General features: G+C 71.3%; 13 protein-coding genes. 9 read left to right on the top strand and 4 right to left on the bottom strand.

Going from position 1 to position 13,181, the window contains the following annotated elements; all coding sequences use genetic code 11:
* Positions 1-99: 99 nt before the first annotated feature.
* The 4 genes from ACIRG6_RS23810 (at position 100) to ACIRG6_RS23825 (ending at position 5,000) form a co-directional block, all read left to right on the top strand.
* The gene (locus ACIRG6_RS23810; protein WP_403324484.1) at positions 100-2,343 is read left to right on the top strand and encodes a glycoside hydrolase family 9 protein; all 2,244 of its coding nucleotides are present in this window, start codon (positions 100-102) and stop codon (positions 2,341-2,343) included.
* Between the two features lie 97 nt (positions 2,344-2,440).
* On the top strand, positions 2,441-2,689 hold the full coding sequence (locus tag ACIRG6_RS23815) for a hypothetical protein (protein WP_077797179.1): 249 nt from the start codon (positions 2,441-2,443) through the stop codon (positions 2,687-2,689).
* A 3-nt stretch (positions 2,690-2,692) separates the two neighbouring features.
* The gene (locus ACIRG6_RS23820; protein ID WP_189232535.1) at positions 2,693-3,070 is read left to right on the top strand and encodes a toxin Doc; all 378 of its coding nucleotides are present in this window, start codon (positions 2,693-2,695) and stop codon (positions 3,068-3,070) included.
* Positions 3,071-3,389: 319 nt separating this feature from the next.
* A complete protein-coding gene (locus ACIRG6_RS23825; protein WP_403324486.1) occupies positions 3,390-5,000 on the top strand; it encodes an RICIN domain-containing protein in 1,611 nt (536 codons plus the stop codon).
* 263 nt (positions 5,001-5,263) lie between these two features.
* Here the strand turns inward: ACIRG6_RS23825 and ACIRG6_RS23830 are convergent, their stop codons facing one another.
* Positions 5,264-6,043, bottom strand: a complete 780-nt coding sequence (locus ACIRG6_RS23830) for an NAD(P)H-dependent oxidoreductase (RefSeq protein WP_364822080.1) — start codon at positions 6,041-6,043, stop codon at positions 5,264-5,266.
* Between the two features lie 138 nt (positions 6,044-6,181).
* On the opposite strand from ACIRG6_RS23830, the gene ACIRG6_RS23835 reads away from it, so the two are divergent.
* Positions 6,182-7,027: a helix-turn-helix transcriptional regulator gene (locus ACIRG6_RS23835; RefSeq protein ID WP_403324489.1), complete on the top strand. Its 846-nt coding sequence runs from the start codon at positions 6,182-6,184 to the stop codon at positions 7,025-7,027.
* 172 nt (positions 7,028-7,199) lie between these two features.
* Here the strand turns inward: ACIRG6_RS23835 and ACIRG6_RS23840 are convergent, their stop codons facing one another.
* Both ACIRG6_RS23840 and ACIRG6_RS23845 read right to left on the bottom strand, forming a co-directional pair.
* On the bottom strand, positions 7,200-7,337 hold the full coding sequence (locus ACIRG6_RS23840; protein WP_364822085.1) for a hypothetical protein: 138 nt from the start codon (positions 7,335-7,337) through the stop codon (positions 7,200-7,202).
* A gap of 99 nt (positions 7,338-7,436) precedes the next feature.
* On the bottom strand, positions 7,437-7,775 hold the full coding sequence (locus ACIRG6_RS23845; RefSeq protein WP_403324491.1) for an ArsR/SmtB family transcription factor: 339 nt from the start codon (positions 7,773-7,775) through the stop codon (positions 7,437-7,439).
* A gap of 87 nt (positions 7,776-7,862) precedes the next feature.
* On the opposite strand from ACIRG6_RS23845, the gene ACIRG6_RS23850 reads away from it, so the two are divergent.
* The 4 genes from ACIRG6_RS23850 (at position 7,863) to ACIRG6_RS23865 (ending at position 11,898) form a co-directional block, all read left to right on the top strand.
* Positions 7,863-9,227, top strand: coding sequence for an MFS transporter (locus ACIRG6_RS23850; protein ID WP_403324493.1), 1,365 nt, complete (start codon positions 7,863-7,865; stop codon positions 9,225-9,227).
* Positions 9,228-9,238: 11 nt separating this feature from the next.
* On the top strand, positions 9,239-10,258 hold the full coding sequence (locus ACIRG6_RS23855; protein ID WP_403324495.1) for an LLM class flavin-dependent oxidoreductase: 1,020 nt from the start codon (positions 9,239-9,241) through the stop codon (positions 10,256-10,258).
* Positions 10,259-10,708: 450 nt separating this feature from the next.
* Positions 10,709-11,314, top strand: coding sequence for a class I SAM-dependent methyltransferase (locus ACIRG6_RS23860; RefSeq protein ID WP_403324497.1), 606 nt, complete (start codon positions 10,709-10,711; stop codon positions 11,312-11,314).
* A gap of 50 nt (positions 11,315-11,364) precedes the next feature.
* Complete coding sequence (locus tag ACIRG6_RS23865) at positions 11,365-11,898, top strand: AAA family ATPase (protein ID WP_403324645.1); 534 nt, start codon at positions 11,365-11,367, stop codon at positions 11,896-11,898.
* Between the two features lie 7 nt (positions 11,899-11,905).
* Here the strand turns inward: ACIRG6_RS23865 and ACIRG6_RS23870 are convergent, their stop codons facing one another.
* Positions 11,906-13,075: a lactate 2-monooxygenase gene (locus ACIRG6_RS23870; protein WP_403324646.1), complete on the bottom strand. Its 1,170-nt coding sequence runs from the start codon at positions 13,073-13,075 to the stop codon at positions 11,906-11,908.
* Positions 13,076-13,181: the final 106 nt, after the last annotated feature.

Genomic DNA, 13,181 nt, shown 5'->3' on the forward strand with positions numbered 1-13,181 from the left:
GGGCTGTCATGTCTGCCACAAGCATGGCCCCGACCGCTTTTGGGAGCGCTCCCACGCGTCGGTGGCGCTGCCCCTCCCTCACCCCCGAGGAGCCCGGACGTGAAAAGACGCAGAACCGCGCTCGTCTCCCTGACGGCCCTGCTCGCCGCGGCCGTCACCGCGCTGCCCGCCGCGCCGGCCGGCGCCGACGAGACCGAGGAGGTCAGGAACGGCACCTTCGACAACGGCACCGAGTCCTGGTGGGCGAGCAGCAACGTCACCGCGGCCGTGTCGGACGGCCGGCTGTGCGCCGACGTCCCCGGCGGCACCACCAACCGCTGGGACGCCGCCGTCGGCCAGAACGACATCGCCCTGGTCGCGGGGGAGTCGTACAGGTTCTCCTTCACCGCGACCGGCGCGCCCGCCGACCATGTGGTCCGGGCGATCGTGGGCCTGTCGGTGTCCCCGTACGACACCTACTACGAGGTCAGCCCCCAGCTGAGCGTCTCCGGCAACACCTACTCGTACACCTTCACCTCGCCCGTCGACACCACCCAGGGCCAGGTCGGCTTCCAGCTCGGCGGCACGCCCGACGCCTGGCGGTTCTGCGCGGACGACGTGTCCCTGCTGGGCGGCGTGGCGCCCGAGCCGTACGTGCCCGACACCGGGCCGCGGGTGCGGGTCAACCAGGTCGGCTATCTGCCGTCCGGGCCGAAGAACGCCACGCTGGTCACCGACGCGACCTCGCGTCTGCCCTGGCAGCTGAAGGACGGCGGCGGCCGGGTCGTCGCCCACGGCTGGAGCGTGCCGCGCGGCGTCGACGCCTCCTCCGGGCAGAACGTCCACTCGATCGACTTCGGGCGCTACACGCGCCGCGGCGACGGCTACACCCTGGTCGCCGACGGAGAGACGAGCCGCCCGTTCGACATCGGCACGGCCGCCTACGAGCGGCTGCGCGTCGACTCCGCGAAGTACTACTACACGCAGCGCAGCGGCATCGCCATCAGCGACGAGCTGCGCCCCGGCTACGCCCGCCCCGCCGGACACGTGGGCACGGCACCCAACCAGGGCGACACCCAGGTGCCCTGTCAGCCGGGTGTGTGCGACTACACCCTCGACGTCTCGGGCGGCTGGTACGACGCCGGCGACCACGGCAAGTACGTCGTCAACGGCGGCATCTCCACCTGGGAGCTGCTGAGCACCTACGAGCGTTCGCTGCACGCCCGCACCGGGAAGCCGTCGAAGCTCGGTGACGGCACGCTGGCCCTCCCGGAGAGCGGCAACAAGGTGCCGGACATCCTCGACGAGGCCCGCTGGGAGCTGGAGTTCCTGCTGAAGATGCAGGTGCCCGCCGGGCAGCCGCTGGCCGGAATGGCCCACCACAAGATCCACGACGCCCAGTGGACCGGGCTGCCGCTGCTGCCGAGCGCCGACCCGCAAAAGCGCGAGCTGCACCCGCCGACCACCGCGGCGACCCTCAACCTGGCGGCGACGGCCGCCCAGGCGGCCCGCCTCTACCGGCCCTACGACCGCGCCTTCGCGGCGAAGGCGCTCGACGCCGCGCGCACGGCCTGGACGGCGGCCCTGGCCCACCCGGACGTGCTCGCCGACGAGAGCGACGGCATCGGCGGCGGGGCGTATCCCGACAGCCGGGTCGACGACGAGTTCTACTGGGCGGCCGCCGAGCTGTACCTGACGACGGGGGAGCGGGCCTTCGAGCGGTACGTGCTGACGTCCCCCGTCCACACCGCCGACATCTTCGTCCCGCTCGGCTTCGACTGGGCGCGTACCGCGGCGGCGGCCCGTCTCGACCTGGCCACCGTGCCGAACCGCCTCCCCGGCCGGGACGCCGTGCGCCGCTCCGTCGTGAAGGGCGCCGACCGCTATCTCGCCACGCTGAAGACACAGCCCTACGGGATGCCGTACGCCCCCGACGGCAACGTCTACGACTGGGGCTCCAGCGCCCAGGTCCTCAACAACGCGGTCGTCCTCGCCTCCGCCTACGACATCACCGGCGGCTCCGCGTACCGGGACGGCGCCGTCCAGACCATGGACTACATCCTGGGCCGCAACGCGCTGAACATCTCGTACGTCACCGGCTACGGAGAGGTCAACGCCCACCACCAGCACAGCCGCTGGTACGCCCGCCAGCTCGACCCCGCCCTGCCGGACCCGCCGGACGGCACCCTCGCCGGCGGACCGAACTCGAACATCCAGGATCCGTACGCACAGAGCAAACTTCAGGGGTGCGTCGGCCAGTTCTGCTACATCGACGACATCCAGTCCTGGTCGACCAACGAGCACACCGTCAACTGGAACGCGGCGCTGGCCCGCATGGCGTCCTTCGTGGCGGACCAGGGCTGACCGTCCGCTCACCCGTTCGCTTCCCACGGTACCGTCGTACTCCTGCTCTGACCTGGGGGTATTTACGGGCCAGTACCCGCGCGGTACCGTGGGAGGCATGCCAGCTCTGAACGTGGAGTTCAGCGACCGCGAGCTCGAGGACCTGCGGCAGATCGCCAAGGAACGCGGTACGTCGATGAAGGCGCTCGTGCGGGAGGCCGCCGCCGCCGACATAGCCCGGCACCGGGCACTGCAGGAGGGCGCGGAGGCGTTCCGCCGGTTCTTCACCGCCCACGCCGACGAGTTCGCGGCCGCCTTTCCCGACGACGAACCACCGCCCGCCCGGGGCGAGGGGCGGGCCGCCTGACCCATGGCACCCGTTCTGCACATCGACGTGCCCTGGCTGCTCCAGCGTCACGAGGAGGTGCTGCCGGAGCAGCCCACGATCAACGACTTCTCCGCGCTGGTCGCCGCCGTCGCCCGGCACCGCGTCGACCCGCCCCGCCTCGGGGTGAACTCCGACCCCGCCTGGCGGGCCGCCGCGCTGCTGCACACCCTCGCCGTGCTCAGGCCCCTGCCGTCGGCCAACGCCCGCTTCGCCTGCGCGACGGCCGTGGCGTACATGTTCGCCAGCGGCGTCGGCATCGACCCGCCCTACGGCGCCCTGGTCGACCTCGCGCGCGACCTGCTCACCGGCGACGCGGACGTCTACGGGGCGGCCGACCGTCTGCGGTCCTGGCAGATCTGAGCCCGCCCGGCGCCTTTCACACGGGGCGCGCCGGGAAATCCGAAAGCCCGTGTAAGCAGCATCAGTTGCCGCGGATTCCGGGCTTCTTTCCCAGAGGTCCGACGTTACCCGGACGCCTTGTTGACCATGAGTGGTTTGTGCGAGAGTGAAGCACTCGTGCGGGGGGTGAAGGCCGGGTCTCGCACGCACCGTGGAGAACCGGGTCCGATTTCGCCGTGGCGAATTCACGCCCCCCACGCCGCGCCGAAAAGGTATACACCAATTGCCTTTCGGTCATCGGAACTTTTGCGTCACCCGCGCGTGGGAAGGAAACAGCTCAGTGCCCACCCCCCACCCCCCTCGTCCCGTCCACCCGCCCTCCGGCGGGGATCCCGGGGAGTCCGACGAGTGGCTGGCCGCCCGGCTCAGGGACGGCCCGGAGAGCGAGGCCTCGCGGGCCGCCGCGCTGCTGACGGCCCGGCACTGGCAGCCCGCCCACGACTACGCGGCCATCTGCCTCGCCGCGTCGGGGCAGATCACCGCCATGGTCACCGCCGCCGCCCAGCACCGGGTCCTGGACCGTCTCGCCCAGGGCGAACCGGCCACGGCCCTGCGCCCGCGACTGCTCGTGGCCGTGCGCGACACCGTCCGCCAGTGGTCGGCCGACGAGGCGGTCTCCGGCGTTCTGCCGCAGCTGCTCAAACCCGCCGGCGGACGCGGTATGCGGGCGGCGAAGTCCCTGATTCCGGAAAACCGCACACTCGCGGCGCGCGCATTCGCGTCCCTTCCCGGACCGGCCCGTTGTTTGCTGTGGCACACAGAAGTCGAAGGCGAACCCATTGCCGTGCCGGCCGGGTTCCTCGGCATGGATACCGACACCGCGTCGGCCACGTTCGAACAGGCGCGTGAGCAATTCCGTGACGGTTGTCTGCACGCCCACCGGCAACTCGCGCCGAGCCAGGACTGCCGCTTCCACAACCGTCTCCTCGACGTCCCGATCCGCCGCGGCGGGGATCTGCTGCCGGACGTGCGGAAACATCTGGCGGAGTGCCGGCACTGCCGGCACGCGGCCGAACAACTCTCCTACTTCGAACGCGAGTTGGGGCCGCTGATCGCGGAGGCCGTGCTCGGCTGGGGTGCCCGGCGCTATCTCGATTCCCGTCCGGGCCGCGCGGACCGGGGCCCGCAGGCCAGGGCCGCCGCCCGGCACCGCGGCGGCCGCCCCGGCCTGCTGGCCCGGCTCCCCGCCCCCGTCCGCCGGCTCCCGGGCCGGCCGCGCTCCGCCCGGTCGATGCTCAGGGGAGTCGGCGCCGCCTCGGCGGGAGTGCTGGCGATCGTCCTCGTGGTGAACGTGTGGTCGTACGACGGCGGCGGCGCCGATCCGGCCGCGTCCACCAGCGCCGTCGACGGCCGGGGCACGACGTCCGCGACCTCCCGCCCGAAGCCGCCCGGCACCGCCGGACTGCCCACGGCCGCGGACCCCACCCGGCTGCGCAACGTCGCCGCCGGCCTCTGCCTCGACGTCCGGGGCGAGCCGAAGGCCGGGGCGGGCGCCCGGCTGGCGGCGTGCTCCGAGGCATGGACACAGCAGTGGACCCTGGAGGACGACGGCCTGCTGCGCAGCGTCGCCGACCCCGGGCTGTGCCTGGACTCGCAGGCGGACGCCGGAATCGTCATTCTCGGCACCTGCGCCGACGAGGGCGCCGAGCGGGGCGACGACGTGCGCTACGACCGCACCGCGCAGGGCGCGCTGCTGCCGCGCTGGCAGAACCAGCTCGCCCTCGCCGCGACCACCGGCGCGCCGGACGCCGACGTCGTCGTCAAGGTGCACGACGGTTCCACCGGACAGCGCTGGCGGATCGAGAAGGCGCCGGCGGCGGACGGGGCCCTGTCGATCGCCGGGACCGACGCGGCCCCGGCCGCGCGCCCCGTCGAGCTCTCGGGCGCCTAGGGCCGGTCGTTCGGATCATGCCGGCGTCGCGGGGCGTGGCACGCACATCTGCCGCGTTGCCGTCGGTTGCCAGGGCTTCGCCCTGGCGACCTCCTCCGTCTCGCAGCCTGCACGCACCACGCCCCGCTCGGGTCGGCTGAAGGGCGCAGTCCCTCTCGGCCGACCCGATCCGAACGACAGGCCCCAGGGGGGAGTTGTCCTCGAAGTGCCCGCGGGCTGTTCGCCGGGTTCATGCCCCGGCTCGTCCCGCTCGTGGCCGTCGGTCAGCCGCGCACGTGCAGCCCGAAACCCGTGCGGCCCGCGGGCTCCCGTCCCTCCTTCAGGTGCAGCGAGGGAATCTCGTAGTCGCCGAAGTTCTGCCGCCGGAACGCGATCGGATCGGTCGACTCCAGGGTGAGCAGGCGCTGTTCCCAGGCCTTGGCGGCGTCCTGGTAGTCCTCGCCGGTCATCCGGTCGGTGCCGTACAGCACGAACGGCGGCAGCACCTCGATGCCCGGGTAGTAGAGGATGCCGTGCTGGATCGGGAACAGCAGATCGTCGATGGGGCCGTTGATCCCGCGAGCGGCGTAGTGCGCCTCCGGGCCGCCGACGGTCACCGACAGCAGCGCCTTCCTGCCCGCGAGGGTGCCCTCACCGAAGCGCTCGCCGTACTTGGTGTCGCTGTGCTCGCCGACGCCGTACGCGAAGTGGGACGTGAACACCCGGTCCACCCAGCCCTTGAGGATCGCCGGCATCGTGTACCACCACAGCGGGAACTGGAAGACGACCGTGTCGGCCCACAGCAGCTTCTCCTGCTCGGCGCGGACGTCCGGGGAGAGCGCCCCGGCGTCGAAGGCCCGGCCCGAGTCCCGGACGACCCTCAGCGGATCCGAGGCGTGAGGGCCGTAGTCCTCGGCGTCCACGACCGCCTTCCAGTTCATCGCGTACAGATCGCTCACCCGCACCTCGTGCCCGGCGTTCTCCAGCGTGGACACCGCGAGGTCCTTCAGCGAGCCGTTGAGCGACCGCGGCTCCGGGTGGGCGTGGACGATCAGCGTCTTCATGGGAACTCCTTCGGATCGGATGCCTTCGATCCTGGGCGTCGCGGCGCCCGGTGTTCAGGGACGCTTCTTCCGTCGGACGGGACTTCCTGGTACTGGCAGGACCACCTTCACGGGCACCACCGAGGCGATACTGGGCCCATGGACCATCTCGCGAGCTTCCTGCGGACCCGGCGCTCCCGGGTCGACCCGGCGGCCGTCGGCATCCCCACCGACAGCCGCCGCCGGGTCGAAGGACTGCGCCGCGAAGAGGTCGCGCACCTGTCCGGAGTCAGTGTCGACTACTTACGCCTGGAGCAGGGCCGCGCGACCCAGCCCTCCGAGCAGGTCCTCGACGCGCTCGCCCGCGTCCTCGGCCTCGACGAGACCGAACGCGGGCACCTCCACCGGCTCGCCCGGCAGCGCCGACGCCGCGCCAAGGCACCGGGCGGGCGGGTGAGGCCGGAGCTGCTGCGCGTCCTCGACCTGGTCGCCGGCGCACCCGCGCTGATCATGAACCACCGGCTGGACGTGCTCGCCGGGAACCGCCTCGCCGGGCTCCTCTACGGCCGGCCGGTGCCGGGCCTGAACACCGCCCGGCACCTCTTCCTGGAGGAGGCCGAGCGCGGCCTCTACGCGGACTGGGAGACCTGCACCCTCGACGCGGTCGGGCACCTGCGGCTGGCCGCCGGCAAATACCCCGAGGACCCCCGCCTGGCCTCCCTCATCGGCGAGCTGGCGATGGGCAGCGATCGCTTCCGCCGTCTCTGGGCCCGCGCGGACGTGTGCGCCCGCACACATGGACGCAAGGCCTACCGGCACCCGCTGATCGGACTGCTGGAACTGCACCAGGAGAACTTCGCGCTGCCCGACCAATCGGGCATGGAGCTGCTGGTGCTGTCCGCGGCCCCCGGCAGCCCCGCCGAGGACGGGCTGCGCCTGCTCGCGGGCCTGGACGCGGCCGGCGGTGACGCGCATCCCACGGTGAACTCCCGGTTCCGCGAGTAACTCGGCGACGCCCGCCCACCGCCGGGAACGCCCTGCGCGAGTCCCGCGGCCCCGTGCCCGGCCATCCCCGAGAGGGCGACCCCGAGCCCGCGCGCACCCTCGAGGGTCTCAGAGGGCCGTATGAGACCTGATGTCCGGTTCTTCGTTTCGTGTGGAGTCCGGCGGATCGCGCTCAGGACTGCCGGACGACGAGCAGTGGAGGCACCTTCACGCCGTCGAAGGTGCCCGCGGAGCGAAGGCGACGGAGACAGTCCATCGTCTGTGTCACGTCGACCTCGGTCCACACGCTCGCCTGCGGGGCTTCGCGCACCGAGGCCACCGTCGCCGCAGTCGTCGCCTTCCGCACCCGCGGGCGGGGACGAGTCCGACCTGCGAGTCTTGCTGCGCAAAGCGTGCCGTGGCGGCGCTGCTAGCCATTTGGGTGTTCCGGTTTGCGCGCCTCCGCTGCGAGGATCCCGAGCAGACCAGGGAAACGTACGTCGATGTCCGACCGGCGCAGCCGGATGCCCTTCCGGTTCCCGTAATCAATCTCGCAGATCAGCCCGGCCTCCCGAAGCGCACGGAAGTGGTGCGTCTGGGTCTGCTTCGAGATCGGCAGATCGAACGAGTTACATGTGCGCTCGCGATCCTCCTCGTCTGCGGCGAGCTCGACCATCACCGCACGACGGTGCTCATCGGAGAGCGCTCGCAGGACGGTGCCGAGCTCCATCTCCGCAGCCGCCGGCCCCGAAGGTGTTTCCTTCACCATTCGCTTCCACCTCTCAGGTCTGGTTTGCATCGTACCTTGCTTGCGTGCTTCTATCAGGTACGACACGCATCGTACCTAGGAGGAGTCTTGTCGCTCACTCACGCCACCCCCGAGCGTCCATCACCATCGCCGTTGCTGCTGCCCGTCGTGCTGCTGGGCATCTTCGTGATGCCGATCAGCATCACTGGCGCCGCGATCGCGCTTCCCGACATCTCGCGGGACCTCGGCAGCGACCCGACTTTGCTGCAGGGCGTCGTCAACGGCTTCAACATCGCCCTGACGATCTCCACGCTGCTTTGGGGGCAGATCGGCAACTGGATCGGGCTGCGACGGACGTTCGTCATCGGCCTCGCCACGGTCCTGCTCGGAGCAGTCGGAAGCGCCCTCGCCGGAAACTTGATCCTCCTCGACCTCGCACGGATCATCACCGGCGTCGGCGCGGCCGCCATCGCGACCGGCGGCACCTCGATCATCTCCCACGCCTACGACGGCAAGCGACGCGCACATGCCTTCGCTCTCCTGGGCACGATCGTGGGCATCGGCCTGGCGGCCGGCCCCACGCTCAGCGGCCTGCTTGTCACGGCGCTCGGATGGCGTGGTGTCTTCGGCGTGGTCGCCGGGGTCGCCGCGCTCGTGCTGGCGGCCGCAGCGTTCAGAGTCCTGCCGGCACCGTCCGCCACGTCGACGGGTGATGCGCCCCGCCGAGGCTTCCTCGATCTGTCGCCGCTGCGCAGCCCTCGCTTCCTTGCAGTCGCGCTAGTCCCCGTCGCCGCGTCGTTCGCCTACGTCTCAGTCCTCACCTACGCACCCATCGCGCTGAGCGCCGTCCACGGTCAGGACGCGGCGACCGCGGGGCTGTTCATGCTCCCGCTGACGCTCCCCGTCCTCGTCGGCCCGCTGCTCGCCGGCGCGCTGATCACCCGCACCCGCGTCTCGCCGCACACGATCATCAACACCGCCATCATCCTGCTCATCACCGGCGACGTGCTGTTCCTGCTGTTCGACCCCAGCCTGTCCCCGGTGCTGCTCGTTGTCCCGATGATCCTGCTGGGATTCGGATGGGGGCTCCCCCTCGGGCTCGTCGACGGCGAAGCACTCGCCTCCGTCCCCGCACACAGCAGCGCCGCCGCAGCCGGCGTACTCAACTTCCTCCGACTCGGCAGCGAGGCGCTCGCCGTCGCCGTCTTCGGCGCTGCCCTCGCCGCGATCATCGGCGCCCAGCTCGGCGACTCAGCTCTCGGCGCCGAGGTCGCAGCCGGGGCCACCGGCCATGCAGCCGTCTACGCCACCGTGTTCCGCATGATGATGATCGCCTGCGCCGTCGTCACCACGGTCATCGGCGCCGCCGTCATCCTCCTGCGCCGAGCCGGCGGCACGCCCACCCCCAACTCCACCGAGGACGAGCTGCCCACTGCGGCGGAGTCGCCCACCGATTCCATCCCGGTCCTGTGAAAGGAACCACGATGACGAAGAATCTGGGGTTCCTCTCCTTCGGTCACTACCAGCCCCGCCACCACCTGTCCGCAGCCGACTCGCTGACGCAGGGGATCGAGATCGCGGTCGGCGCGGAAGAACTCGGCTTCGACGGCGCCTGGATGCGCGTGCACCACTATCAGCACCAGTTCGCCAGCCCCTGGTCCTTCCTGGGAGCCATGGCCGCGAGAACTCAGCGACTCGAGCTCGGCACTGCCGTGATCGACATGCGTTACGAGAACCCACTCATCATGGCCGAGCTCTCCGCCGCAGCCGACCTCATCAGCGGCGGACGTCTCCAGCTCGGCATCAGCCGAGGATCGCAGGAACCCGCACTGCGCGGATGGGAGAGCTTCGGCTTCCATCCGCCCGCCGACAGCAACGCCGCAGACATGGCACGCGAGCACACCGACCGCTTCCGCGCCGCCATCGCCGGGACCCCGATGGCGATCAGCGACCCCGCCGAGGCCGGCGTGCAGGTGCCGTTGCCGATCCAACCGCAGTCAGAGACCCTTCCGCAGCGCATCTGGTGGGGATCGGCCACGCGACAGAGCGCACAGTGGGCCGGCGAACAGGGTATGCACCTGCTCAGTAGCACCTTGCTCTCTGAGGACACGGGTGTTCCGTTCTCGGAGCTCCAGGCCGAACAGGTCAGGGTCTTCCGTGCCGCCTGGGATCGCGCGGGCCATCGAGGTGCGCCCCGCGTCGCCGTCGTGCGCAGCATCCTGCCGATCGTCTCCGACCGTGACCGATCCTTGTTCGGCCCCGCGGCGCTCCAAGCACAAGAAAGCGTCGGCGTCCTTGGAGGTGCCATCTCCCGTTTCGGGAAGAGCTTCATCGGAGAGCCGGAGGCCATCATCAGGGAGATTCAGCAAGATCACGCAGTGAAGGAGGCGGACACCCTGCTTGTCACGATCCCCAACACGCTCGGCGTGCAGGAGAACCTGCGCATCCTCGGCAATATTGCAGAGCACATCGCGCCGACTCTTCGCTCCCTGAGAGCGAGTTGACTCAAGGGAGCCATGCAAGCCAACGGAGGGGGCGGTGACCCGAATCTATTCGTGACGCCGCCCCCTCCCCATCTTTGTTCACCTATCGTGTCGCCGTGCGGAACTGGCGAGGTGAGACGCCGACTTCGCGCCGAAACGCCGTGCTGAATGCTCTCTCAGGGGGCATTCGATCTAGGCGAATTGTCCTTTCTGTTCTCGTAGGTCCCTCGCGAGATTGGTGTTGTCTCGTCCGTTGTGATGGCGGCGTTCTTGAAGCCGGTGTCGACCCAGCTCTTGGTGACTCTTGGCGGCACCTGTTCCCTGGCTGGTCAGGGGCACGGTGGTGGAGGTCTCTCGTCACCTGAACGTGTGGCGGTGCGGTATCCCGGCCGGTCGGCGAAACGAAAAACCGGACATCAGTTCACATGCCACCCTCTCAGGCGGCTTCGTCCCGGACTTAGGCTTGCCGTCATGAACCGATGGGAGCAGCTGACCGGGGGCGGGTCCGGTGAGCAGTACGCCGCTCGTTTCGCGGAACTGGCCGGACAGGGACAGGACGTACACGGCGAGGCGCGCCTCTGCGCCACGCTGGTGCCTCCCGGGGCACGCGTGCTGGACGCCGGCTGCGGCACCGGGCGGGTCCTGATCCAGCTTGCCCGCCTCGGCCACGACGGAGTGGGCGTGGACCAGGACGCCTCCATGCTGGCCGTGGCACGCCGAAACGCGCCCGGACTGACCTGGGTGCAGGCCGACCTCGCGGACTTCGACCCGGCCGCCGCGGGCATCACCCCCGGCTTCGACCTCGTCGTCGCCGCGGGCAATGTCTTCCCTCTCCTCGCTCCGGGCACCGAGGCCGCCGTCGCCGCCACGCTGGCCCGGGTCCTGCGCCCGGGCGGCCTGCTCGTCGCCGGCTTCGGCCTGGACCGGGACCATCTTCCCGTGCCACCCGGCCTGACCCTCGCGGAGTACGACGCCTGCTGCACCGCGGCCGGCCTCACCCTCACCGACCGCTTCGCCACCTGGGACGCCGACCCGTACGACGGCGGCGGATACGCGGTCAGCCTCCATCGCCGCTGAGGCCGGTCCCCCGCACCGGCCGCCGGGCCGCCGGTAGCGTGACCGTCGTGATGGTGGGCACCGAAGGAACCCGGCTGGTCGTCCTGCGGGGCAACAGCGCCTCGGGCAAGTCGTCCGTCGCGGCCGGCCTCCGGGAGAAGTTCGGCCGTGGCCTGGCCCTGGTCGGCCAGGACAACCTCCGCCGCACCGTGCTCCGCGAACGCGACCGGCCCGGCGCCGCCAACATCGGCCTGATCGACCTGACGGCCCGCTACGCCCTGGACGCCGGGTATCACGTCGTGGTCGAAGGCATCCTGTACGCCGACCGCTACGGTGACATGCTCGCCCGGCTGCGTGCCGACCACCGCGGTCCGACCCGCGGTTACTACCTGGACGTGCCGTTCGGCGAGACCCTTGCCCGGCACGCCTGCAAGCCGATCGCCGACGAGGTCGGCGAGGCGCAACTGCGCGACTGGTACCGGCCGCGCGATCTGCTGCCCGGCGGCGTCGAGACCGTCATCGGCGCCGACAGCGCCCTGCACGAGACCGTCGACCGCATCATGCGCGACACGGGCCTGGCCCACCTGCCCGCACAGGACCGCTGACCGGCGCTCAGGCGCGCTCCTCGACGAGGTCGGCGGGGCCGGGCGTGGTGGGGGAGGCGTGTCCGGACAGGGCGAGCGTCAGGTCGAGTTCGGCGAGCAGGCAGCGGATCACGTGCTCGACGCCCGCCTGCCCGTCCAGGCCGAGACCGTAGACGTACGGGCGGCCCAGCAGCACCGCCCGGGCGCCGAGCGCGAGCGCCTTGAAGACGTCGTCGCCGGTGCGGACGCCGCTGTCGAACAGCACGGTGAGCCGGTCGCCGACCGCCTCCGCCACGCCCGGCAGCGCGTCGGCCGCCGCGACCGAACCGGCCACCTGGCGCCCGCCGTGGTTGGACACCACGACCCCGTCCATCCCGGCGTCGGCGGCGAGCCGGGCGTCGTCCGGGTGCAGGACGCCCTTGAGGACGATCGGGCCGTCCCAGTTCTCCCGCAGGAACGCCAGGTCCGGCCAGGTCTTGCCCGGGTCGGAGAACATGCCGACGAAGTGCATCACCGCCGCGTTCGGGTCCTCGTGCACGGGCTTCGCCAGACCCGCCCGGAACGCCGAGTCCGAGAAGTAGTTGGCGGTGCCCACACCGTGCAGGAACGGCAGGTACGCCTGGTCGAGATCGCGCGGGCGCCACGACAGCAGCGGGGTGTCCAGGGTGACGAACAGGGCCGTGAACCCGGCCGCCTTCGCCCGGTCCAGGAAGCTGCGGGCCACCTCGCGGTCCTTCGGCCAGTACAGCTGGAACCAGCGCTCGGCGTCCCCCATCGCCTCGGCGACCTGCTCCATCGGGGTGCTGGACGCCGAGGACAGGACGAACGGCACGCCCTGCGCCGCGGCGGCCCGGGCGGCGGCCCGCTCCGCGTCCGGATGCATGATCGACAGCACGCCCACGGGCGCCAGCGCCAGCGGAGCCGGCAGGGCACGCCCCAGCACCTCGACCGAGAGGTCCCGGTCGTGCACGTCCCGCAGCATCCGCGGCACGATCCGGCGCCGCTCCAGGGCCCGGCGGTTGGCGCGGGCGGTGGAGCCGTCGCCGGCGCTGCCCGTGACGTACCCCACGGGTCCGGGGCCGAGCCGCCGCTCGGTCAGCTCCTCCAGCCGGGTCAGGTCGGTGGGCAGCCGCGGCACCGCGCCCGTCATCCCGTTCAGGTAGATCTCGTACTGGAAGTCCGCCCAGTGCTTCGCCATCCGTACGTCCCGCCTCTCGTCGTCGAGCCCGCGTGCCGCCAGCACCATACTCGCGAGTAGGTCGAGGGGGTCCGGCGGGTGCCGGACTGTTTCGGGAGTGTTTCCG

The sequence above is a fragment of the Streptomyces flaveolus genome, assembly GCF_044765825.1.
Taxonomy (GTDB): Bacteria; Actinomycetota; Actinomycetes; order Streptomycetales; family Streptomycetaceae; genus Streptomyces; species Streptomyces flaveolus.